Source organism: Oerskovia sp. NPDC056781 (genome assembly GCF_042789955.1).
GTDB lineage: Bacteria > Actinomycetota > Actinomycetes > Actinomycetales > Cellulomonadaceae > Oerskovia > Oerskovia rustica.
Map to the genome: position 1 here is coordinate 1 of NZ_JBHUAD010000036.1, position 23,150 is coordinate 23,150.

The 23,150-nt window shown below is 72.2% G+C and carries 21 protein-coding genes; 14 read left to right on the plus strand and 7 right to left on the minus strand.

Features of this window, described 5'->3' with window-relative positions; translation table 11 throughout:
* Nucleotides 1-69 precede the first annotated feature (69 nt).
* The 4 genes from ACFRCR_RS05295 to ACFRCR_RS05310 all read right to left on the minus strand — a co-directional run bounded on the left by ACFRCR_RS05295 (nucleotide 70) and on the right by ACFRCR_RS05310 (nucleotide 4,107).
* Nucleotides 70-1,119, minus strand: coding sequence for a phosphotriesterase (locus tag ACFRCR_RS05295; protein ID WP_377675991.1), 1,050 nt, complete (start codon nucleotides 1,117-1,119; stop codon nucleotides 70-72).
* Nucleotides 1,116-2,204: a DMT family transporter gene (locus ACFRCR_RS05300; RefSeq protein ID WP_377675993.1), complete on the minus strand. Its 1,089-nt coding sequence runs from the start codon at nucleotides 2,202-2,204 to the stop codon at nucleotides 1,116-1,118. Before ACFRCR_RS05300 ends, ACFRCR_RS05295 begins: the two co-directional genes overlap by 4 nt.
* A gap of 176 nt (nucleotides 2,205-2,380) precedes the next feature.
* A complete protein-coding gene (locus tag ACFRCR_RS05305; protein WP_377675994.1) occupies nucleotides 2,381-3,364 on the minus strand; it encodes a ribokinase in 984 nt (327 codons plus the stop codon).
* Nucleotides 3,364-4,107: a glutamine amidotransferase gene (locus ACFRCR_RS05310; RefSeq protein WP_377675995.1), complete on the minus strand. Its 744-nt coding sequence runs from the start codon at nucleotides 4,105-4,107 to the stop codon at nucleotides 3,364-3,366. The genes ACFRCR_RS05305 and ACFRCR_RS05310 overlap by 1 nt, the downstream gene beginning before the upstream one ends.
* A 252-nt stretch (nucleotides 4,108-4,359) precedes the next feature.
* Between ACFRCR_RS05310 and ACFRCR_RS05315 the strand changes: the two genes are divergently transcribed.
* Nucleotides 4,360-5,448, plus strand: coding sequence for a LacI family DNA-binding transcriptional regulator (locus ACFRCR_RS05315; protein WP_377675996.1), 1,089 nt, complete (start codon nucleotides 4,360-4,362; stop codon nucleotides 5,446-5,448).
* 9 nt (nucleotides 5,449-5,457) lie between these two features.
* On the opposite strand, the gene ACFRCR_RS05320 is transcribed toward ACFRCR_RS05315, so the two are convergent.
* Complete coding sequence (locus tag ACFRCR_RS05320; protein ID WP_377675997.1) at nucleotides 5,458-6,162, minus strand: DUF1361 domain-containing protein; 705 nt, start codon at nucleotides 6,160-6,162, stop codon at nucleotides 5,458-5,460.
* 202 nt (nucleotides 6,163-6,364) lie between these two features.
* Here ACFRCR_RS05320 and ACFRCR_RS05325 point away from each other — a divergent pair, with 202 nt between their 5' ends.
* Genes ACFRCR_RS05325 through ACFRCR_RS05350 form a run of 6 tightly spaced genes read left to right on the plus strand, consistent with a single transcriptional unit; the run spans nucleotide 6,365 to nucleotide 11,504 of the window.
* Complete coding sequence (locus tag ACFRCR_RS05325; RefSeq protein ID WP_377675998.1) at nucleotides 6,365-7,591, plus strand: nitrate/nitrite transporter; 1,227 nt, start codon at nucleotides 6,365-6,367, stop codon at nucleotides 7,589-7,591.
* Nucleotides 7,592-7,648: 57 nt separating this feature from the next.
* On the plus strand, nucleotides 7,649-8,410 hold the full coding sequence (locus ACFRCR_RS05330; protein ID WP_377675999.1) for a methyltransferase domain-containing protein: 762 nt from the start codon (nucleotides 7,649-7,651) through the stop codon (nucleotides 8,408-8,410).
* A gap of 29 nt (nucleotides 8,411-8,439) precedes the next feature.
* Entirely contained in the window at nucleotides 8,440-9,819 is a 1,380-nt protein-coding gene (gene glp, locus ACFRCR_RS05335; protein WP_377676000.1) for a gephyrin-like molybdotransferase Glp, read from the plus strand.
* The gene (moaC, locus tag ACFRCR_RS05340; protein WP_377676001.1) at nucleotides 9,816-10,289 is read left to right on the plus strand and encodes a cyclic pyranopterin monophosphate synthase MoaC; all 474 of its coding nucleotides are present in this window, start codon (nucleotides 9,816-9,818) and stop codon (nucleotides 10,287-10,289) included. Before glp ends, moaC begins: the two co-directional genes overlap by 4 nt.
* The gene (locus tag ACFRCR_RS05345; protein ID WP_377676002.1) at nucleotides 10,286-11,266 is read left to right on the plus strand and encodes a DUF6457 domain-containing protein; all 981 of its coding nucleotides are present in this window, start codon (nucleotides 10,286-10,288) and stop codon (nucleotides 11,264-11,266) included. The genes moaC and ACFRCR_RS05345 overlap by 4 nt, the downstream gene beginning before the upstream one ends.
* Nucleotide 11,267: 1 nt before the next feature.
* Nucleotides 11,268-11,504: a MoaD/ThiS family protein gene (locus ACFRCR_RS05350; protein WP_377676003.1), complete on the plus strand. Its 237-nt coding sequence runs from the start codon at nucleotides 11,268-11,270 to the stop codon at nucleotides 11,502-11,504.
* 19 nt (nucleotides 11,505-11,523) lie between these two features.
* On the opposite strand, the gene ACFRCR_RS05355 is transcribed toward ACFRCR_RS05350, so the two are convergent.
* Nucleotides 11,524-12,054, minus strand: coding sequence for a molybdenum cofactor biosynthesis protein B (locus tag ACFRCR_RS05355; protein WP_377676004.1), 531 nt, complete (start codon nucleotides 12,052-12,054; stop codon nucleotides 11,524-11,526).
* Nucleotides 12,055-12,185: 131 nt separating this feature from the next.
* Here ACFRCR_RS05355 and ACFRCR_RS05360 point away from each other — a divergent pair, with 131 nt between their 5' ends.
* From ACFRCR_RS05360 to ACFRCR_RS05390, 7 genes are all read left to right on the plus strand, one after another.
* Nucleotides 12,186-16,064 (plus strand): nitrate reductase subunit alpha, encoded by a 3,879-nt coding sequence (locus ACFRCR_RS05360; RefSeq protein ID WP_377676005.1) that lies wholly within the window; start codon nucleotides 12,186-12,188, stop codon nucleotides 16,062-16,064.
* Nucleotides 16,064-17,794 carry a nitrate reductase subunit beta gene (gene narH, locus ACFRCR_RS05365; protein WP_377676006.1) on the plus strand — a complete coding sequence of 577 codons (1,731 nt, stop codon included), beginning with the start codon at nucleotides 16,064-16,066 and terminating at the stop codon, nucleotides 17,792-17,794. The genes ACFRCR_RS05360 and narH overlap by 1 nt, the downstream gene beginning before the upstream one ends.
* Nucleotides 17,791-18,543, plus strand: a complete 753-nt coding sequence (gene narJ / locus ACFRCR_RS05370) for a nitrate reductase molybdenum cofactor assembly chaperone (protein WP_377676007.1) — start codon at nucleotides 17,791-17,793, stop codon at nucleotides 18,541-18,543. The genes narH and narJ overlap by 4 nt, the downstream gene beginning before the upstream one ends.
* Complete coding sequence (narI, locus tag ACFRCR_RS05375; RefSeq protein WP_377676008.1) at nucleotides 18,540-19,301, plus strand: respiratory nitrate reductase subunit gamma; 762 nt, start codon at nucleotides 18,540-18,542, stop codon at nucleotides 19,299-19,301. The genes narJ and narI overlap by 4 nt, the downstream gene beginning before the upstream one ends.
* Before the next feature lie 302 nt (nucleotides 19,302-19,603).
* The gene (locus tag ACFRCR_RS05380; RefSeq protein WP_377676009.1) at nucleotides 19,604-20,479 is read left to right on the plus strand and encodes a hypothetical protein; all 876 of its coding nucleotides are present in this window, start codon (nucleotides 19,604-19,606) and stop codon (nucleotides 20,477-20,479) included.
* 84 nt (nucleotides 20,480-20,563) lie between these two features.
* The gene (locus ACFRCR_RS05385; protein ID WP_377676010.1) at nucleotides 20,564-21,133 is read left to right on the plus strand and encodes an RNA polymerase sigma factor; all 570 of its coding nucleotides are present in this window, start codon (nucleotides 20,564-20,566) and stop codon (nucleotides 21,131-21,133) included.
* A gap of 241 nt (nucleotides 21,134-21,374) precedes the next feature.
* Nucleotides 21,375-21,767 (plus strand): peptidase inhibitor family I36 protein, encoded by a 393-nt coding sequence (locus ACFRCR_RS05390; RefSeq protein WP_191796772.1) that lies wholly within the window; start codon nucleotides 21,375-21,377, stop codon nucleotides 21,765-21,767.
* 161 nt (nucleotides 21,768-21,928) lie between these two features.
* On the opposite strand, the gene ACFRCR_RS05395 is transcribed toward ACFRCR_RS05390, so the two are convergent.
* Complete coding sequence (locus ACFRCR_RS05395) at nucleotides 21,929-23,065, minus strand: pirin family protein (RefSeq protein ID WP_377676011.1); 1,137 nt, start codon at nucleotides 23,063-23,065, stop codon at nucleotides 21,929-21,931.
* Between the last annotated feature and the right edge of the window lie 85 nt (nucleotides 23,066-23,150).

Sequence of the window (23,150 nt, forward strand, 5' to 3'; positions counted from 1 at the left end):
CAGAGGTAGACCTCCGGGAGGTCTACCTCGCGCCCACGGGTCTACCTCGCGGTCGCACACCGTACGCGGTCACGCCGTGAGCATCGCCGCCGGGTTCTCGTGCGTCAGACGGCGCAGCACCTCGCGCTCGACCCCACGCTGCGCGAGCATCTCGGTGAAGACCGTGGGCACGTACGCGAACCCGTTGCCGCCGTTCTGCACCCACATCTGCTTGAGGAACACGTCGTGGCTCATGAGCACCTGGCCCGCGAACCCCGCCTCGATGAGCCGGTGCACCGCACCCGCCGTGGTGTGCGGGTCGGGCGAGACGCCCTCCTTGGGGTAGGTGATGTCCATGCCGACCATGTCGAACTCGAGCCACACCCCCCGCTCCGCGACGGCGCGCTGGTACTCCGGGTCCTCGGCCGAGGGGTCCATGTGGCACAGCACGACCTTCTCGGGCCGCACTCCCACCTCGTCGAGCACGAGGTCGAGGATCTCGTGGGCGCGACGCTGCCAGCCGGGCAGGTGGATCTGCATCGCGACGTGGGGGTGCTCGAGCTGCGCCAGGGCCGAGGCCCGCAGCGACGCCCGCTCCCCCGCGGTGAAGTCCGGCGAGACGCCGATCTCCCCGATCACGCCGGGCCGGATGCCCGTGTCCCGCACGCCGTCGGACAGCTCGCGCGAGATCGCCGCGGCCTGCGCGTCCACGGCCTGGGCCGTGATGCGCTCGCCCTCGAACTTCTCGAGGTAGGCGCCCGCGCCCATGACGACGTTGAGGCCCGTGCGGCTCGCGACGTCCGCCAGACGCTCGGGGTTGCGCCCGATCGCCTCGCTCGACGTCGCGTCCACGACGGTCCGTCCCCCGAGGGCCGCGAAGCTGCGGATCTCCGCCTCGACCGCGGCGACAGGCTTGTCGGCGATGTTGTCGGCGCAGCAGTACGGGTCCTGGCGCAGCGCCCAGGCGACCGACGCGGACACGGGCTCGCGGACCACGGCCCGGGAGAACTCGTAGCTGGGCGCGTCGAGCACCCCGGACAGGTCGTTGAACAGGTGCTCGTGGGGCAGGGTCAGTCCCAGGTCCGCCACGGCGACGCGTCCGGTGACCGTCTGGACGAATCCGGCCGGCGTGACGTTCATCGCGGGCTCACCTCTCCTGCCTCACCACCGCCGACGGCGGCGGCCACTCCTGCGTCACCGCTCCCAGCCGGCGCCTCGGTCGACTTCCCGGACGGGATCATGCCGATCACCGCCGCGACGAGCGCGATCACGGTGCCGATGATCGTGGCCGCGTAGATCGTGTGGCCGAGCGACGGGACGGCCCAGTCGATCAGGAGCGAACCGACGAGCTGACCCGCCGTGGACGCGAGGCCCAGGAGCAGCAGCCCGAGGCCGCGGACGAGCAGCGCCATGAGCGCGATCGAGAGCAGGCCGAGCGGGCCGCCGAGGTACATCCACCACGTGGGCGGCAGCTGGAAGTCGACGCCCGAGGTCATCGCGCGGATCCCGTAGGCGATGCCGAGGGCCGTGAAGCCGACCAGGAAGTTCCACCCGATCGAGACGAGCATCGAGCCCGTGGCGTCGGCGACCGCGGCGTTGCCGGCGGGCTGCCAGCCGGCGAGGAGACCGCCGACGAACGGCATGATCGCGAGGGCGATCGTGTGCGGCGTCGAGAAGTTCGGCGAGATGACGATGACGGTCGCGACGATCGCGAGGACCGCACCCGCGAGGCGGAAGAACGTGAGCGGCTGCTTGACCGAGGCCGTGACGCCGAGGCGGTCGCAGATCACGCCCGAGATGACCAGACCCGAGATGAGCGAGATCTGGAACGTCGCGACGCCCAGGACACCGACCGTGACGCCCTCCGAGAGGACGATGACCGCGCCGCAGAGACCCGCGAGGAAGTTCCACCACGGGATCGTGCGGCCCTTGATGAGGCTCGGGATGGCCAGCGCCTCGCGCCGCGTCACGGGGCGTGCGAAGACGATGACGAACATCAGGACCAGGCCCGTGCCGAACGAGATGAGGGCGGCCGCGTGGCCGTCACCGATCGTCTTGCCGAGCTGACCGTTGACCGCGGCCTGCATGGGGCCGAGGGCTCCGGCGAGGACGGTCGCGAGGACGAGGAGCGCGGTCGCGGTGCTCTTGACCTTGTTGCGCTGCGACGGGGCGACCGCCTGGGTGCCTCCCGAGCGGGAGGCCGTCTCCGGCGTGGTGTGCTTCATTGCTTGGCCGTGCCTTTCATCTTTCGACGGTACGTCGGATCGGTGGACCGATCGAACGGCCAGCCCTGGGTCGACGCTGAGTGGTCGGGCTGGGTGGGGGTCGTGCGGGTGGTGCTGGGTGGGGGTCGTGCGGGTGGGGGTCGTGCGGTCGGACGGGTCGTGACGGGTCGTGAGGGTCAGTGCTCCGGCGTGAGGTCCTGCGGTGCGGCGGGCACCTCGTCCGCGAGCGGCAGGGACTCGATGGCCCCGTCGCGAGTGGTGGTGACGGCCGCGACGCGGGCCGCCCAGCGGGCGGCTCCGACGAGGTCCTCACCGCGCAGGAGCCCGTCGGCGAGCGCCGCGCAGAAGCTGTCGCCCGCGGCGGTCGTGTCGATCGCGTCGACGCGCACGGCCGGGACGGGGGTCGGCAGGCCGTCGCGAGGCACCACGACCGAGCCGTCGGCCCCGAGGGTCACGACGACGTCGCCCGGGAAGGCGAGCCCTCGCACCATGGCCACGACGTCGGCGAGGGTCTCGGGGGCCTCGGGCGCGCCCGCGAGGGTCGCGAGCTCGAACCGGTTGGGGACCAGGACGTCGAACCGGTCGCGGACCTCGGCGGGGACCGGGACCGCGGGGGCCGGGTTGAGGATCGTCGTTCCGGTCGCGAGGCGCGTCACGGCGGCGAGTGCACCGAGCGGGGTCTCGCACTGGCACAGGACGACCTGCGCGTCGGCGACGGCCCGGACCGCGGCGTCGCGCGAGTCGACGAACTGCTCGTCGACGTCGGCGTTGGCGCCCGCCTCGATGACGATCGTGGACTCGGGCTGCTCCCACAGGATCACGGCGGTGCCGGTGGGCTGCTCGGACACCGCGACCGACGCGACGTCGAGTCCCTCGGCCACGAGTCGGGCCGTGATCGCACGGCCCGCGTCGTCGTCCCCGACGGCGCCCACCATCGCGACGCGACGGCCCAGGCGTGCGGCGGCGACGGCCTGGTTGGCCCCCTTGCCGCCGGGCGAGCGCTTGAGCCCGGTCGCGCTGATGGTCTCGCCCGAGCGCGGGATCCGGTCGACGGTCAGCCTGATGTCCATGTTCAGGCTGCCGACGACCGTCACCTCCGGGGAGGCCGCGACCTGCGGGGCGAGGGCGGGAGCGACCCCGCCCTCGGGGTGGGCGCTCATCAGCCTGCGAGCCAGGTGATCGCCTGGCCGAAGAGCTTCCCGTAGCCGGACCACTCCATGAACTCGCGGGGGGCCCAGTGCGGGGAGATGTCGGACGCGAAGGCCAGCGTGCGACCCTCGCCCTCGGTGCGGACCGCGACGAGCGGGCGGCCCTCGATCGTCGCGAGGACGGTCGCGTCGGCCTTGGCGGTGAGCTTCTGGTAGCCGAGCAGGATGGGCCACTGCGCGTCGAGGCCTGCGGTCACGGGGTGCTCGACGTCGGTCAGGACGCCGCTGATGCCCTCGGGGGTCTCCTCGCGGTCGTCGTACGGGAGGATCTCGACGGGCAGGACGGCCTCGACCGCGGTGCCGTGGTAGTTGGCCTTGGCCTGGAAGCCCTGGAAGCTGAGGTAGCCGCCGGCCATCATGAGGCCGCCGCCGCGGCGCACCCACTCGGCGAGGAGCTTGATGCGGTTCGGGAAGGGACGCCCCTCGGAGAACACGACGGGCGGGAGCAGGAGGGTGTTGGCGCCGATGTCCGACAGGAGGACGACGTCGTACGCGTCGAGCTCCTCGAGCATCGACGGGAAGTCGGTCGCGACGAGGTGCGACGGGAGGTGCGTGACGTCGTGCCCCTCGGCGGCGAGCGCCTCGAGCAGCTTGGCGCAGCCGATCTCCAGCTGGGCGTGCGGGAAGGCGTCGTAGCCCTTGTAGTCCGTCGCGGCATTGATCCACGACTCTCCGGCAAGCAGCACGCGGCTCATGCGGTTCTCCTCAAGACGGTTCGGGCTCGGCCGCACATCGGCGACGTTGCGCAATGTTGTGTTGCTGTTGCGCAACAACCTAGGCGCGCGGCATCCTGGTGTCAACCGAGCACCGACGCGACGCCCGCGGCCGGGCCGCCGCCGCACCATCGGACCCCGGGAATCCGCGGCCCCCACGGACTCACGGCCCGCCCGGCGCCTGCGCAGCGATAGGCTCGGGAGGCACCCGACGGCCGGGGCACGAGCAGAGAGGTGGCGACGATGACACTGACGCAAGTTGCGCAACACGCAGGCGTCTCGACGTCGACGGCCTCCCGCTACCTGCGCGGCCAGCTCAACGTCCAGCCCGAGACCGCGGCCCGGATCGACGCCGCCGTCGCGGCGCTCGACTACCGCGGCACCACCGCGAACCGCGGGGTCCGCACCGCCCGGCAGGGGGCGGGAGCGCACGCGCGCACCGACGCCGGGCAGGGCGTCGTGGCGCTCGTCGTGCCCGACTTCACCAACCCGTTCTTCACGACCCTGGCCGAGGAGTGCGCCGACCTCGCGGCCTCGCGCCAGATCCCCCTGGTCGTCGCCGTCTCCGGCAAGCACGGCGAGCGCGACGGCGGGCTGAGCCCCCTGATCGGGGGCAGCGACGTGCTGGGTGGCCTGATCTACCTCGGCATGAGCCGCACCGACGAGCGCCTCGCCCGCGCCGTCGAGGGCGGGCTGCCCGTCGTCGTGATCGACGAGGAGATCGACCTCGACCTCCCGGTCGACACCGTGACGGTCGACAACTACGGCGGCGCCTACCAGGCCACGAGGTACCTCATCCAGCAGGGGCACCGCCGGATCGCGCACGTCGCCGGCCCGCCCGAGCTCTCCACGACCCAGGAGCGCAAGCGCGGCTACGTCGACGCGCTCACCGACGCGGGACTGACGGTCGACCCCGAGCTGGTCCGCCACGGCCCGTACACCGAGCAGTTCGGTGCCTCGACGTTCCCCTACCTGACGCGCCCCGGGAACGCCCCCACCGCGGTGTTCGTGGGCAGCGACATCGTGGCCGTCGGGATGCTCGGCGCCGCCGAGCTCCACGGCATCCGCATCCCCGAGGACCTGTCGGTCGTGGGCTGCGACGGCATCCGCATCGGCCAGTGGCTGCGGCCCCAGCTCACGACGCTCGAGCAGCCCGTCGCGGCGCTCGCCCTCGCGGCGGTCGACGCCCTCGAACGCGCCATGGCCCGCCGCGGTGCCGACGCCCCCGACGACGTCGCCGAGCCCGCCCGCACGGTCCTGCCGCTCCACCTGGTCATCCGCGGCTCGGTCGCGCCGCCGTCAGCACCTCCGACGCCGAGGTAGACCGTCCCGTCAGCCCGTGACGGCGGTGATGGTCTCGAGGATCGACCCGATCACGACGAGGTAGATGAGCGCGAAGAACACCGTGTAGAGGCCGCTGAACAGCAGCGCGTCGCGCACCTTGCCGGGCTCGCGGAAGTAGCGGAAGAACTTCCGGAGGAACCCGGCGGGATGCATCAGGTCCCAGCTGTTGAAGCGGATGTAGCGCCCCAGGTAGATCCCGAACGAGACGAGCACGAGGATCACGACGACCACGAGCCAGGACGCCGGGCGCAGGAAGGGCTTGAGGTCCTCGGGGTAGCGCAGCACGGCGTAGAACATCTGGACCAGGAAGATGTTGACGACGGTGTTGAGCACGCCGGACATCGCGAGGGTCAGGACCGCGACGATGTCGAACCAGAGCGGCACGTCCTCGTCGTCCTTGCGGTGGCTGAAGTTGAGCTCCGTCACGAGATAGCCGGCGTTGGGGAGCAGCAGCAGCCAGATGGCCAGGCCGACCCCCGCGATGGTCGCGACGAGCCACGACGGCGCGCCGGCCGCACCCAGCGCGAGGTCCCCGACGATCAGGAACGTCAGGACGAACACGGGCAGCACCGACAGCCCGGTGTTGAGCAGCATCGGCCGGTAGACCTCGGTGCGGAACAGGGGCGCCCGCAGGAGGATCAGGGCGAACGCGAAGACGTTGACGAGGATCACGCCGAGGAACAGCAGGGTCATGGAGAGGGCTTTCGTGGTGCGGCGCGGGCGGGACGTGAGGACCACGCTAGGGCCCGACGACGTCTTCGCCAGCCCGCGCGACACGTCACCTGCGCGGATAGCGTGGGTCGGGCGGGAATCTCGAGCTCCACCGATTCGCCCGAGGACGGGCGACCGACCCCCGGGAGTCACAGTGACGCATCCTGACAAAGCAGCCGCGCCGGTGACGTCCCCCGGCGCCGGGCAGGGGGCGGCCGCCCCGACCGGCAGCGCCCCGCCCGGCGGGTCCGCGACGCTCATGCTGGCCCTCGCCACGATCGGGTTCGCGGTGAACTTCTGGGCGTGGGCGCTCATCAGCCCGCTCGGCGGCGCGTACAGCAAGGCGCTCGGCCTGTCGGCGGTCCAGCAGTCGGTGCTCGTCGCGGTGCCGGTCATCGTGGGCTCCCTGGGGCGCATCCCGGTCGGCGCGCTCACGGACCGTCTCGGGGCGCGCATCATGTTCCCGCTGGTCAGCGCGGCGACGATCGTCCCGGTCCTGTTCATCGGCTTCGTCGCGGACAGCTTTCCTCTGCTCATCCTGGGTGGCTTCTTCCTGGGGCTGGGCGGGACGGCGTTCGCCGTCGGGGTGCCGTTCGTCAACGCCTGGTATCCCCCGGCCCGGCGCGGGACCGCGCTGGGGATCTTCGGGATCGGGATGGGCGGCACCGCGATCTCCGCGTTCACGACCGTGCGGATCACCGACGCGTACGGCAAGAGCGCGCCGTTCGTGCTCGTCGCGTGCGTCCTGGCGGTGTACGCGGTCGCCTCGTGGCTCCTCGTGCGTGACGCCCCGGGGCGGGCACCGGCCGCGCACGGGCACTTCCTGGCACGCACGTGGGCGACGTTCAGGCTCCCGGCGACGCTCCAGCTCTCGTGGCTCTACGCCGTGGGGTTCGGCGGCTTCGTGGCGTTCAGCGTGTACCTGCCGACGTTCCTGGTGAACGCCTACGACCTGACGGCCGCCGACGCCGCCGCGCGGACGGCCGGGTTCGTGGTGCTCGCGGTCGCGTGCCGCCCGATCGGCGGGACGCTCTCGGACCGGTTCGGCGGGATCCCGGTGTCGGTCGTGTGCTTCGCGCTCGTCACGGTCCTCGCGGCGGTCGTCGCGTTCCAGCCGAGCCTCGTGCCCCTCGGGACCATCGCGTTCCTGGGCCTCGCGGTGGGCCTCGGGGCGTCGTCGGGCGCGACGTTCGAGCTGGTCGCCAAGGTCGCCCCGCAGGACAAGGTCGGTGCGGTGACAGGGCTCGTGGGTGCGGCTGGCGGCCTGGGCGGGTTCATCCCGCCGCTCATCATGGGTGCGGTGTACCAGCTCAACGGGGACTACGGCCTGGGATTCGCGGCCCTCTCGGTGACGGCCCTGCTCACGCTGCTGTTCACGCTGGGGCCGGTACGGCGCGGCGTGCGCGACTGAACGACCCGCCCGTTATATCTTGATGTCAAGACTGTTGACATCAAGAAGGAGTGTGTCGTGGCGGACTGGAACCCGGAGACCTACCTGCGCTACGCCGACGAGCGGTCGCGGCCCTTCGTCGATCTCCTGGCCCGCGTGCCGGGGACGCCCCGCACGGTCGTCGACCTCGGCTGCGGACCCGGTCACCTGACCGAGGCACTGCGCCACCGGTGGCCGGACGCCGACGTCCTGGGCGTCGACTCGTCGCCCGCGATGATCGACCGGGCCCGGCGCGACGATCCGGCCGGGCGGTACGCTCTCGCCGACCTCCGCACGTTCGAGCCTCCCGCCCCCGTCGACCTCGTCGTGAGCAACGCGACGCTCCAGTGGGTCCCTGGCCACCGCGCCCTCCTCCCACACCTGACCTCGATGGTCGCCGCCGGTGGGTCGTTCGCGTTCTCCGTCCCGGGCAACCACGACGCCCCGAGCCACGTGACGCTGCGCGAGGTCGCGGGACGCGAACCGTACCGGGCGTCGACCGCCTCGGTCGCCCGGCCGGGAGGGTTCGACCCCGAGCAGTATCTCGACGACCTGGCTCGGCCCGGCTGGCGGGTCGACGCCTGGGAGACCACCTACCTGCACGTGCTCCAGGGCGAGGACCCGGTCTTCACCTGGATCGCGGCGACGGGCGCCCGCCCGGTGCTCGACGCCCTGCCCGGGGCGCTGCGCCCGTCGTTCGTCGCCGACCTCCAGGAGGCGCTCCGCACGGCGTACCCCGCGCACCCGTACGGGACGCCGCTCGCGTTCCGGAGGGTCTTCGCGGTCGCGACACGGGACTGACCGACGGACGGCTGGCCTACGGTGTCCCCATGGACCCCCACGCCCTGGACCAGCCGTCGGAAGCACCACGGGTCGTCGACCGGTGGGGTTCTGCCGGCGGCCCCGCCCGCACGGGCAGCCCCGCACCGGCCGGGATCACGGTCGACGAGTACCGCGACCACGTCCTCGCGCTGGTCGCTCCGCTGGCCGCGGAGCCCGTGACGCTCGACGAGCTCGCCACCGCATCCCCGGCCCGGCGCGTGCTGGCCGACGACGTCCGCTCCCTCCTGGACGTCCCGCGCTTCGACGCCTCGGCCATGGACGGGTACGCGCTGCGCGGCGCGGACCTCGCGGCCGCGACCCCGGACTCCCCCGTCACGCTGCGCGTCGTGGGGGACATCGCGGCAGCGCCCTCCGGCGACCCGGCGGTCGGGCGGGGCGCTTCCGGCGCCCCCGGCCAAGCCGTCCGCATCATGACCGGCGCCCCCGTGCCGAACGGGTGCGACGTCGTCGTGCCCGTGGAGCGGACCTCGACGCGACGCTTCGTGCCCGGCGACCCCCTGGACGAGCGGATCGAGGTCTACGAGCCCTCCCGGCCCAACGTCCGCCGCCGTGCCGAGGACGTCGCGGTCGGCGACCTCGTCGGCGTGGCGGGTTCCCCGACCACCCCGCGCCTCGTCTCGGCCGCGGCCTCGGCGGGGCACGCGACCCTTCCGGTGCACCGCGTCCCGCGCGTCGCGGTCCTCTCGACGGGCAGCGAGCTCGTGCCGATCGGGACGGCCCCCGGCCCGGGCCAGATCCCCGACTCCAACTCGCTGCTGCTCGCGGCGTGCGTGCGCGACGCGGGGGGCGTGCCGGTACGCGTCGGCGCGGTCCCGGACACGGCCGAGGCGCTGCGCGCGGTGCTCGACGACGTCGCCCCCCACGTGGACCTGATCGTCACCTCGGGCGGGGTCAGCGCGGGGGCGTTCGACGTCGTCAAGGAGGTCCTGACCGGGCCCGAGGACGCGGTGCCGACAACGACGCGAGGCCGCTCCGACGTCCTGCTGGTCGCGGTCGGGATGCAGCCCGGCAAGCCGCAGGCGGCCGCCCGCTGGCGCGGCACCCCCCTGCTCGGCGTGCCCGGCAACCCGGTGAGCGCGTACGTGTCGTTCCGGGCGTTCGTGCGCCCGGCGGTGCGCCGCCTCGCGGGCCACCCGGAGCCCGTCGAGCCGCTCGTCGAGCGCGTCGCCACCGAGGGCTGGCGCTCCCCGGCGGGGCGTCAGCAGTTCCTCCCGGTGCGCTTCGTCGGGGCCGACGGCGTCGCACCTGTCGGTCCCGGCGCGCACCACGTGTCGGTGCTCACGCGGGCCGACGCGATCGCGGTCGTACCACCCGAGGTCGAGGCGGTTGGGACGGGCGAGGTCGTGCGTGTCATGGTGATCGCATGAGCGAGTTCACCCACCTCGACGAGCGCGGCCACGCCCGCATGGTCGACGTCACCCTCAAGCAGCCGACCGTCCGTTCCGCGACCGCGACGGGCGTCGTCCGGTGCGGTCCGCACATCGTCGCAGCCCTGCGGTCGGGCGAGGTCCCCAAGGGCGACGTGCTCGCGGTCGCGCGCATCGCAGGCATCCAGGGCGCCAAGAAGACCGCCGAGCTGCTGCCCCTCGCCCACATCATCGGGGTGCACGGCGCAACCGTGGACCTCGACGTCCAGGACCACGGCGTCGAGATCAGCGCGACCGTGCGCACCGCGGACCGCACGGGGGTCGAGATGGAGGCGCTCACCGCGGTCGCGGTCGCGGGGCTCGCGGTCGTCGACATGGTCAAGGGGCTCGACAAGTCCGTCGAGCTCACCGACGTCCGCCTCCAGTCCAAGACGGGCGGCAAGTCGGGCGAGTGGGTGCGCCCGGTGTGAGCGGGCCCCTGTTCGACGCGGTCGTGCTCGCGGGCGGACGCGCGCAGCGGCTCGGCACGTCCAAGCCGCAGCTCGTCGTCGCGGGCGCCCGCCTGCTCGACCACGTGCTGACCGCGACCCGCGACGCCCGGGCGACGGTCGTCGTCGGGCCCGACGACCTGGCCTCCGGCGCGTACGTCCTCACGCGCGAGGACCCGCCGTTCGGTGGTCCGGTCGCGGGGACCGCGGCGGGCCTCGCCGCCCTGCCCGACGGCGCGGCGCCCTGGGTCCTGCTCCTCGCCTGCGACGTGCCCCGGGCCGCGGAGGCCGTGCCGCTGCTCGTGGCGGCGGCACAAGGCTCCTCCGCTGCCGACCACGGGAGGATCGACGGTGTGCACCTCGCGCACGACGGGCGGGACCAGTGGCTCGTCGGGCTGTACCGCCGCGAGTCCCTCGACGCGGCCGTGGCCCGGCTCGCGGACGACCAGGCGCAGGGCGGCCTGGCGGGCGCCCCCGTGCGCCGCCTCGTCCAAGGGATGGAACTCACCCGCGTCGAGGACGTGGACGGCCTGAGCACCGACGTGGACACGTGGCAGGATGCGGAGACGTACGCACGACGCGCACGGTACGGCACTGGAGAGTCACGACCCGCACGGACCTTCGGGAGGCATGGCATGAGCAACCTCGAGCGCTGGGTGGACGCCCTCGTCGACGAGTTCGACCTCGACCGTGAGGCGGTCGACATCGGGGCGATCCTCGACCTCGCGCGGGACGCCGCGCACCGGGTCGAACGACCCGCGGCCCCGCTCACGACCTTCATCGCCGGATACGTCGCCGGACTGTCCGCCGGGGAAGGCGCCGACCACCCCGGCCTCGACGCCATGGAGCGCGCCACCGAGCTCGCGCTCGCGTGGGACGTCGAGGCGACCCTCGACGAGGTCGCCGCCGAGGACGAAGGGGCTGCCACCGTCGAGCCCGCGGCCCCCGAGAGGGCCTGACGTGCCGCAGGTCCGCTACTTCGCCGGCGCGGCCGAGGCCGCCGGGCTCGAGGCCGAGTCCCTCCCCGGGGCCTCGGTCGGGGAGCTCTTCGCGATCATGACCGCGCGCCACCCCGCCCTCGCCGACGTGCTGCCGCGCTGCTCCGTGCTCGTGGGCGGCGTCCGGACGGCCGACCACGGGGTGGCGCTCGCGGCCGACCAGCAGGTCGACGTGCTGCCGCCCTTCGCGGGCGGCTGACAACCCCGCGCGTAGACCCTCAGTGGTCCCCGCCCGCGAGCTGCGAGAACACGTGCGGCAGCAGCGGTTCGAGCACCGACCAGCCGTCGCGCACGCCGCCCGGTGAACCCGGCAGGTTGACCACGAACGCCCGCAGCCCGCGCGCCCCCGGCGCCGTCCCCACGATCCCCCGTGACAGCACCGCGCTCGGCACGACGGTCGCCCCGCGCCGCCGGATCGCCTCGGCGACTCCCGGCAGCTCCTGGTCGACGACCTCGGCCGTCCCCTCGGGCGTGAAGTCTCGCGGGCCGACGCCCGTCCCGCCCGTGGTGATCACGAGCCGCGCCCCCTCGGCCAGCGCGGAGGTGAGGGCGTCGCGGACGTGGTCGACGCCGTCGGGCACGAGACGCGTCGTGACGCGCTCGAAGCCGCCCGTCTCCAGGAGCGAGACCAGGAGCGGCCCCGAGCGGTCGACGTACTCGCCGCGCGAGCCGCGGTCGGAGACCGTGACGACCGTGACGGGCAGGTGGGCGAGGGGGAAGGTGGCGTGGGGCCCGTCGAACGTGGTCATGGGAGCACCGTAGACAATCGCGGCGCACCGGGCGACGTCGCCCCGCTCCCCGGGCAGAACCCTGCGGGACGTGGGCATACTGCGAGGCAGACGAACGAACACGCACGGTCCTGCTCGCCCCAGGAGGTCGTATGTCGCAGTCCACCGTCCCCGGCCCGGGCACCGACGCCCGCGCCGCGGACGCCCCACGCCCTGAGTCCCCGGGTGGCAGCGGTGAGGACGCCCTGCTGCGGCTGGGCAAGCACCTGCGCCGCGGCGAGGTCTCGCCGGACCTGCGCCAGCTGTTCCTCCAGGGGGGGCGCGAGGGCGACGTGTTCTACCGGGACCGGTGGTCGCACGACAAGGTCGTGCGCTCGACGCACGGCGTGAACTGCACCGGGTCGTGCTCGTGGAAGGTGTACGTCAAGGACGGCATCATCACGTGGGAGACGCAGCAGACGGACTACCCGTCGGTCGGCCCGGACTCGCCCGAGTACGAGCCGCGCGGCTGTCCGCGCGGCGCGGCGTTCAGCTGGTACACGTACTCCCCGACGCGGGTCCGCTACCCGTACGTGCGGGGAGTGCTGCTGCGCGCGTTCCGGGAGGCCAAGGCCCGCACCGGCGACCCCGTGCGCGCGTGGGCCGAGGTCACGGGCGACCCCGAGACGGCCCGCGCCTACAAGCAGGCGCGCGGCAAGGGCGGCCTGGTCCGGGCGTCGTGGGACGAGGCCGCGGAGATCGTCGCGGCGGCACACGTCCACACGATCAAGACCTACGGCCCGGACCGCATCGCGGGCTTCTCGCCCATCCCGGCGATGTCGATGGTCTCGCACGGCGTGGGCGCCCGGTTCGTCTCGATGCTGGGCGGCGCGATGCTGTCGTTCTACGACTGGTACGCGGACCTCCCGGTCGCGTCGCCGCAGGTGTTCGGCGACCAGACCGACGTGCCCGAGTCCGCCGACTGGTGGAACTCGTCGTACTGCATCATGTGGGGCTCGAACATCCCGGTGACCCGCACCCCGGACGCGCACTTCATGGCCGAGGCGCGCTACCGCGGTCAGAAGGTCATCGTGGTCTCGCCCGACTACGCCGACAACACCAAGTTCGCCGACGAGTGGCTCGCGGTGCACCCCGGCACGGACGGCGCGCTGGCCCTCGCGATGGGCCACGTGATCCTGCGGGAGTTTCACGTGGAACGTCGCACGGCGCCGTTCGTCGACTACCTGAGGAGGTACACGGACTCGCCGTTCCTGGTCACGCTCACGCCGAGCCCGGCGTCCGCGTCGTCAAGGCCCGACGACGCCGCTCCCCGTCAGGGGGACGTCACCTACGTCCCGGGCAAGTTCCTCACCGCGGCCGACCTGGGCGACGAGGTGCTGCCAGGAGCCGCGAGCGCCGCGAACGCGGCCTTCAAGCCCGTGCTGCTCGACGCGGACGGGGGTGTCGTCATCCCCAACGGCACGCTCGGGCACCGGTTCGGCGAGGCCGACGAGGGGAAGTGGAACCTGGACCTCGAGGGTGTGGTCCCGCTGCTGTCGGTCGCCGACGGACCTGCGCCCCTCGCCACCGTCCGCGTGGACCTGCCGCGCTTCGACCTGTCCCCCGACCCCGACCAGGGCGAGACCGCGATGCACACCGGCGGCGCGGGCTCGCTCACGCGCGGCGTGCCGGTCCGGCGCGTGGGCGGGCACCTGGTGACCACGGTGTTCGACCTGCTGCTCGCGCGCTACGGCGTGAACCGCGAGGACCTGGCACTGCCCGGCGAGTGGCCGTCGGGCTACGACGACGCGGACTCCCCCGGCACCCCGGCCTGGCAGGAGCAATTCACGGGGGTCCCGGCGGCGGCCGCCGCACGGATCGGACGCGAGTTCGCGGACAACGCCGAGCGGTCCGGCGGGCGCTCGATGATCATCATGGGCGCGGGCGCGAACCACTGGTTCCACGCCGACACGATCTACCGGGCCATGCTCGCGCTGACGACCATGACGGGCTGCCAGGGCGTCAACGGCGGCGGCTGGGCGCACTACGTCGGGCAGGAGAAGTGCCGGCCCGTGACGGGGTGGGCGCAGTACGCGGGCGGCCTGGACTGGTCGCGGCCCCCGCGGCAGATGATCGGCACGGCGTTCTGGTACGTCGCCACGGACCAGTGGCGCTACGACGGGCTGCCCGCGGACGCGCTCGCGACACCGCTGGGCTCGGGCATGTTCGCGGGCCGGACCACGGCCGACTGCCTGGTCGAGTCGGCGCAGCGCGGCTGGATGCCGAGCTATCCGACGTTCGACCGCAACCCGCTCGACCTCGTGGACCAGGCCGAGGCGGCGGGCGTCGCCCCCGCGGACTACGTGGTCTCCGAGCTGCGCAGCGGCGCGCTCCGGTTCGCGGTCGAGGCCCCCGACGCCCCCGAGAACTTCCCGCGCTGCGTCACGGTGTGGCGGGCCAACATCCTGGGGTCCTCGGGCAAGGGCAACGAGTACTTCCTCAAGCACCTGCTGGGGACGGACTCGGCGGTGCTCGCGGGCGAGTCGGCGCCCGCGCGGCGACCGCGCTCGATCGAGTGGGCCGAGGAGGCGCCGCGCGGCAAGCTCGACCTGCTCACGACGCTCGACTTTCGCATGACGAGCACGACGCTGTTCTCGGACGTCGTCCTGCCCGCGGCCACCTGGTACGAGAAGCACGACCTGTCCACGACGGACATGCACCCGTTCGTGCACTCGTTCAACCCGGCGATCAGCCCGCCGTGGCAGACCCGCACGGACTTCGACATCTTCCACACGATCGCGCGAAAGATCAGCGAGTACTCGGTCGAGCACCTGGGCGTGCGCAAGGATCTCGTGGCCGCCCCCCTGCTGCACGACACCCCGGACGCCATGTCGGTGCCGCACGGCACGATCGTCGACTCGGGCGCGGGGTCCGCGTCCCGTCCGCTGGTCCCGGGCGTGACCATGCCCAAGCTGGTCGTGGTCGAGCGCGACTACCCGGCGTTCGCGGACCGCATGGCCTCGTTGGGTCCGCTCACCGAGAAGCTCGGCATGGTCACCAAGGGCGTGCAGTTCTCGCCGGGAGAGGAGGTGCGGGTCCTGGGGCAGAAGAACGGGCTCGTCCCCTCGGGCCCCGCGGCGGGGCGCCCACGGCTCGACAAGGACACGCACGCGTGCGAGATGATCCTCGCGCTGTCGGGCACGACGAACGGGCGCCTCGCCGTCCAGGGCTTCGAGCACGTCGAGAAGCGCACGGGCGTCGAGCTCGCGGACCTCGCACGCGACGAGCAGGGCAAGCGCGTCACGTTCCCGGACGTCCAGTCCCGCCCGACGACGGTCATCACCTCTCCCGAGTGGTCCGGCTCGGAGCACGGGGGCAGGCGGTACACGGCGTTCGCGATCAACGTCGAGCGGCTCAAGCCGTGGCACACCCTCACCGGCCGCCAGCACTTCTTCCTCGACCACGACTGGATGACCGAGCTCGGGGAGCAGCTGCCGGTCTTCCGCCCGCCGCTCGACATGCACCGCCTGTTCCCCGACTCCCCGCCGCTGGGCGACCGCTCTCCCAGCGGCTACCCCGGCTCGGAGGGCCAGGCCGAGGTCGCGGTGCGCTACCTGACGCCGCACTCGAAGTGGTCCATCCACTCGGAGTACCAGGACAACCTGTTCATGCTCTCGTTGTCGCGCGGCGGGCCGAACATCTGGATGTCGCCGCGCGACGCCGACAAGATCGGGGTGCGCGACAACGAGTGGATCGAGGCGTACAACCGCAACGGCGTGGTCGTGGCCCGGGCCGTGGTCTCGCACCGCATGCCCGAGGGCACGGTGTACATGCACCACGCGACCGACCGCACGATCGACGTCCCGCTCGCCGAGACGTCGGGGCTGCGCGGCGGCATCCACAACTCGTTGACGCGTGTGCTGCTCAAACCGAGCCACCTCGTGGGCGGCTACGCGCAGCTCGCGTTCGCGTTCAACTACCTGGGGCCCACGGGCAACCAGCGCGACGAGGTCACGACGATCCGCCGCCGCTCGCAGGAGGTGACGTACTGATGCGTGTGATGGCTCAGATGTCGATGGTCATGAACCTCGACAAGTGCATCGGGTGCCACACGTGCTCGGTGACGTGCAAGCAGGCGTGGACGAACCGCACGGGCGTCGAGTACGTGTGGTTCAACAACGTCGAGACGCGGCCCGGGCTGGGCTACCCCCGGACCTACCAGGACCAGGAGAAGTGGCAGGGCGGCTGGGTCCGGACCCGGCGCGGCAAGCTCAAGCTCCGCGCGGGCGGGCGGGCCAAGAAGCTCGCGACGATCTTCTCCAACCCCAAGCTCCCCTCGATCCACGAGTACTACGAGCCGTGGACGTACGAGTACGACATGCTGCTCTCGGCCCCGCAGGGCCCGCACACCCCCGTCGCGAAGCCCACGTCCCTGCTCACGGGCGAGGACATGAAGATCGAGTGGTCGGCCAACTGGGACGACGACCTGGGCGGGTCCAAGGAGACCATGCAGGACGACCCGATCCTGGCGCACATGAGCGAGCACGTGGCGTCGGAGTTCGAGCAGACGTTCATGTTCTACCTGCCGCGCATCTGCGAGCACTGCCTCAACCCCGCGTGCGTCGCTTCGTGCCCCTCGGGGGCCATGTACAAGCGGGCCGAGGACGGGATCGTGCTGGTGGACCAGGACCAGTGCCGCGGGTGGCGCATGTGCGTCACGGGCTGCCCGTACAAGAAGGTCTACTTCAACCACAAGACCGGCAAGGCCGAGAAGTGCACGCTCTGCTACCCGCGCCTCGAGGTCGGGCTGCCCACGGTCTGCTCCGAGACGTGCGTGGGCCGCCTGCGCTACCTGGGCCTTGTCCTGTACGACGCCGACCGCGTGACCGAGGCCGCGGCCGTCGAGGACGAGCACGACCTCCTGGAGTCCCAGCGCTCGGTGTTCCTCGACCCGCACGACCCGGCGGTCGTCGAGGGCGCGCGCGCCGAGGGCATCCCCGAGGACTGGATCGCGGCCGCACAGGCCTCGCCGATCTGGGCGCTCATCCAGAAGTACCGCGTGGCCCTTCCGCTGCACCCCGAGTACCGGACCATGCCTATGGTCTGGTACATCCCGCCGCTGTCCCCCGTGGTCGACGTGGTCGGCTCGTCGGGCAACGACGGCGAGGACCCGCGGACCCTGTTCGCGGCGATCTCCAAGCTCCGCATCCCGCTCGAGTACCTCGCGGGCCTGTTCACCGCGGGCGACACCGTGCCCGTGGAGCGCACGCTGCGGCGCCTGGCCGCGATGCGCACCTACATGCGCGACATCAACCTGGGCGACGAGCCCAACGAGGCAATCGCCCGCGCGGTCGGCATGACGGGCACCGAGATCCGGGAGATGTACCGCCTGCTCGCCATCGCCAAGTACGAGGACCGCTACGTCATCCCGACCGCCCACCAGGAGATCGCACGCGAGCTCGAGGAGATCAGCTGCTCGCTCGACTTCGACGGCGGCCCCGGGATGGGCGGCATGGGTGGCGCCGGGCCGTTCGGCTCGTCGAGCGGGACCCCCGCCCCGGTCGCGGTCGAGAATTTCCACGTGCTCCAGGCCCGGCAGACGGCCGACTCCCCCAACGGTCCCTCGACGCCCGGGCGCGTCAACCTGCTCAACTGGGACGGCAACGGCCGGCCCCCGGGCCTGTTCCCGCCGGGCACTCCCGACGGCCTGACGGGCGGGCCAGACGGTCTCGTGGACGGCCCCGGTCCGGACACGTCCGGCGACGGCACGGCGGCCCGATGATGGGGCTGTTCACGAAGTCCCCGGCGACGACCTTCCTGCCCCGCCCGACGGCGCGCACGCCCCTCCTGGATCCCCTCACCCCCGTCCGGGCCACGCCCGCCCAGCGGCGCACGACGCACATGGCCGCCTCGCTCCTGCTCGACTACCCCGACGCCGGGACGCTCGCCGCGGCGCGCGAGGTGCGCGACGTCGTCGGGCAGCTTCCCGACCCCGTGCAGGCACGGCTCGGCGCGTTCCTCGACGACCTGGACGCCGGCGAGCCCGCCGCGCTCGAGGCGCGCTACGTCGCGACGTTCGACCTCAAGCGCAAGTGCTCGATGTACCTGTCGTACTACGCGGCCGGGGACACGCGGAAGCGCGGCATGGCGCTCGTGCGGTTCGTGCAGGCGTACCGGGCCGCCGGGTGGGAGGTCGACGGCGAGGAGCTGCCCGACTACCTGCCCATGGCCCTCGAGTTCTCCGCCCGGGCGACCACGCGGGACGAGGAGCGCATCGCCGCGGGGCTGCTCGGCTCGCACCGCCAGGGCATCGAGGTGCTGCGCTCCGCCCTCGCCGCGGCGTCCAGCCCGTACGCGCTCGTGGTCGAGGCCGTGTGCCTGACCCTGCCTCCGCTCGACGCCGAGACCGAGCGCCGGTACCTCGAGCTCGTGACGTCGGGACCGCCGACCGAGATGGTCGGGCTGTCGGCCATGGGACCGCTCGAACCGTTCGCGCCCACGGGGGCGCCGCCCGAGGAGGTACGACGATGACCGGAGCGAGCACGGGAGACATCCTGCTGTGGGTCGTCTTCCCCTACGTGACGTTCGCGGTGTTCGTCGTCGGGTCCGTGTGGCGGTACCGCTACGACAAGTTCGGGTGGACCACCAGGTCGAGCGAGCTCTACGAGAAGAAGCTGCTGCGGCTCGGGTCGCCGCTGTTCCACTTCGGGCTGCTGTTCGTGATCCTCGGGCACGTCCTGGGGCTCGTGATCCCCGAGTCGTGGACCGAGGCCGTCGGGATCGACGAGGGCGCGTACCACTTCGTGGCCACGTACATGGGCTCGCTCGCGGCCCTCGCGCTCGTCGCCGGGCTGCTCATCCTCGTCTACCGGCGGCGGACGACCGGGCCGGTGTTCCTCGCGACCACGCGCATGGACAAGGTCATGTACGTGTTCCTCGCTGCGTCGATCCTGCTCGGCGCGTGGGCGACCGTCCAGACCCAGCTCCTCGCGGAGAACCACGGGTACAACTACCGCGAGACGATCTCGCCGTGGTTCAGGTCCCTCTGGTACTTCCAGCCGCAGCCCGCGCTCATGGAAGGCGTGCCCGCGGCGTTCCAGCTGCACATCGTCGCCGCGAACCTGCTGTTCATCCTGTGGCCCTTCACGCGGCTCGTGCACGCGTTCTCGGCGCCCGTGCCGTACATCTTCCGGCCCTACATCGTGTACCGCTCGCGCGACGCCTCCGTCGCGTCCCGCGAACCTCGGCCCGGATGGGACCCGTCGGAGCGGCCGGGGACGAAGCAGTGACGCAGGTGCTGGCACGGCGGATGCGATCCGAGAACATCCGCGCGGCGACACCAGCTCGTCTGAGCGATGACGCCGGTCCGACGATGCGGTGATTCGCTTTTCAATTACGTCGGCGCCCTTGGGAAACGTCCCGGCAGGACCGGGACAAACGGACGAGAATAACCGGGGAACCATGCGGCAGCACCGACCGACACGCCGAGACCCACCTGCGGGCCGGAGGAACCGGGGAACCTCTCCGGACATTTTCCCGTCGGCTCACTTTCTGTTGTTGCACTCGGCACCTTCGGCGCCATGAGTTCGGTATGAGACCTTCTCCTCGCGCTGCGCGATTCAGCACCTTGGTCACCGGGCTGCTCGTGGCCACCACCCTGTCGGGCTGCACACCTGGCGACGACGCAGACCCCCGAGAAACTGCCGTGCGCTACGGCTATGACGAGACGTCGGCGACGCTCAGCCCCGTCTACGAGCTGGTCCCTGAGTTCAAGGACCCGCGGGACGGATATGCCCGTGACCTTCTCGCGCAGCAGTGCCTGCAAGGTGTCGTCGAGTACCTTCCGCTGCCTCCAGGGAGCGAGCCGCACCTGTTCGACGAGCGCACAGGACAGCTCCGTTTCGACGAGCAGATCGCACAGGAGTGGGGGTACCCGCACCTGCGGCTCCCCACGGGGCCGGACACGGCTGTCCCGGATGACGTCGAGATCACCTCGGCGATGCACGACGCGATGGTCACGTGCGGCCAGGAGGCGGACGAGCGGCTGGGCCTCGTCCCGCACGACTACCTGACCGCCGTCGAGGCAGCAGGCTGGGAGGCCGTCGAGAAGGACTCAGGCGTGCAGCAGGCGATCGCCGCCTGGCGCACGTGCATGGAGCCCGCCGGGGTCGTCGATCTGCCGACGAGTCCGCTCGAGATGCCGTCACCGTCGGTGACCGGACTGACAGGTGACGCCGGCGGAGGCGCCCTGGAGCTCGACCTTCCGTTGTCGGAGCGGGAGCGCGAGGTCGCCGTGGTGGACGCGCGCTGCCGGTCCGACGTGGGGTACGACGACGCGATACTGCAGGCGCGAGCCCAGGGCGAGCTCACGGCGATCGGCCAGGACAGCGCGGGATTCGAGGCGACCCGGCGTGCCTATGCGGAGTACGAGAAGGGGATCGACGCCGTGATCGACGACCTGGGCTGACCAGCCGTCCGCAGCGGCCGGAACCGGCCGACGCCGCACGGCCCTGACACGCGCATCCCGACGGTGATGCAATACGGTCCTGACGTGCACCACGACAACAACGTCGAGCTGGAGTTCTCCGCCATGTACCGCGAGGCGTACCCGCACGTCCTGGCCTACCTGCGTCGACGTGCGGACGGTCACGACGCGGAGGACCTCGCGTCGGAGGTCTTCGCCGTGGCGTGGCGCAGCTGGGGTCGTGTCCCTCCGGGCGAGATGAGGCCGTGGCTCTTCGGCGTGACCCGCAACGTCCTTGCGAGCGACCGTCGTACACAGGACCGACATCGACGACTCGAGCGTCGGGTGGGAGGTGAGCGTGATCTCGTCCCGGACGAGGCGGCACTCTCGGACATGTCGATCGACCTGCGGCACGCGTGGGCACGCCTCGGTCCTGCGGATCGCGCGGCGCTCTCACTCGTCTCGTGGGGCGGGCTCACCTCGAGCGAGGCCGCGAGCATCCTGGGGTGCTCGCGGGCCGCCTACTCGATGCGCCTCACCCGAGCGCGGCGGCAGCTGAGGCGCTCGCTCGACGCCGTCGAGCCGGCCCCCGCTCCGGGGTCACGGTCGCGCACCGGCCGCACGGCGCTCAGCCTCGCCGACGGACGCACGGCATGAATTCCGCTCCTCGACCGCTCCCGAGGAAAGAAACCGAACGCGTGGAAGCTTTTTCTCGCGGCAGACAGGCCGGCCCCGGAAAGAGCGCGTCATTCCGCGAGCCCGTCACAAAACACGACCACGCGGTCAGAAAATCGGGCGACAATCACCCGCGCTTTCGAGTGGCACCGAACGCACGGCCCCGTTAACCTGGCGTAACGCAAAGCCACAAACCGTGACTTTGCCCAGCAGAGGGGATCAAATGAACAAGCGATTTCTGAAGGCCGCACCCGTCGGACTTCTTCTGACCGCCGGCCTCCTTGTCGGAGGCGCGACCTCGGCCAGCGCAGCGGCTTCCGACTGCGCCGCGGGATACGCCTGCATGTGGAACGGCGAGAGCTTCCCGGGGGCACCGAACGCGTACTTCCAGCAGTTCGTCAACCTCGGGACAGGGCCCAGCTCGATCAGCTCCGTCGTCAACAACGGAAACACCAGCATCGCCCGGTTCTACGACGGCGCCAACTACACCGGCCTGTCGTTCACCCTCAACAACCCGGCCCGCGGCGGACAGTGGCAGGACCCGATGCTGAGCAACGGTCTCAACCACACGTCGGTCAACTGGGACAACAGGATCAAGTCGGCGAAGTTCATCTAGACGCACCAGCAGGAGCGTCGCTGACGGCGACGACCTCCACGTCGGGCGACCGGCCTGATGCCCCATCGACGGGGCATCAGGTCACGCGCCCGGCACGGTCGCCCGGTGGTCCTCGGTACGGCGTCGTACCGGGGACCACCGCACGTCCGCCCGAGCTCGCCTCACATCGGTCGCCTGCGCGGCTTGAGCCGCACGTCGGGCAGCACCGGAGCGGGCAGCGGCCCGCCGTCGTACCCCACGACCTCCCCGAACCTGCGGCCGGGCGCACCCGGGGCGTAGCGCGTGCCGCCGTCGCTGGGGACGGGGACGGGGACGGGGACCGGCCCCGCAGCCGCATCGTCCCCCAGGTCAGCAGGGCTGACCTCGACCTGCGCCATCCAGTCCGCACGCGCGGCCGCGACGTCGTCGTGCGAGCGGCCCACGAAGTTCCACCACATGACGATCTCCTCGGCGAACGGCTCACCGCCGATCAGCACGGCCCGCACGGGCTCCTCCCCCGCCGAGACGGTCAGCACCGAACGTCCCGGCTCGACGTAGCCGAGCGACGCGACCGGCACGGCAACGCCCTCGAACGACGCGTCGCCCGCATCGACGAGGAGCGCGTGCTCGAACCCCGGGTCGACGGTGAGCTCGACCGACGCCCCCGCGGGCAGGTCCACCTGCGCCCCCACCAGTGGTGTGAAGACCGTCGCGGCCGACCGCAGCCCGACACCCCCCGCGCTCAGCGACCCCACGAGCACCTGGACGCGCTCGCCCTCCGGCCCGCTCCACACGGGCAGGTCGCCGTGGTGCTCGAAGAACGGCGCGTCACCGAGACGGTCCCCCGGCAGCGCGACCCAGAGCTGCACGCCGTGCAGCAGGGGCGGCCGCAGTCCCGCAGGCGACTCCTCCGAGTGCGAGATTCCGCGTCCGGCCGTCATGAGGTTGAGCTCGCCCGGCCGCACGGTCTGCAGGGACCCGACCGAGTCGCGGTGCAGGATCTCGCCCTCGAACAGCCAGCTCACGGTCTGGAGCCCCGTGTGCGGGTGCGGCGGGACCTGCATGCCGTCAGACGTGGAGACGTCGTCGGGCCCGTAGTGGTCCAGGAAGCACCACGCGCCCACGAGCGAGCGCACACGCTGCGGCAGGGTGCGGCGCACGTCCATGGCGCGGGTCCCGCCGAGCGGGACCTGACGGTGGTCGAGGATCTCGACGGGCGTGCGGCCCGCGGTTGCTCCGTCCACAGGGCTGCCCGACGACGGAGCGTGGCTCCCCGCGGCGCACACCTCTTCGCGGGGCCGGGTCTCGAGGTTGCTCATGGGACGAGCCTAGGTGCGCCCGTGGCCGGGGGCCCGCCACGGAGAGGTCCGGACGCTCAGCGAGGCTCCCGGCGGGGGCCGGGAG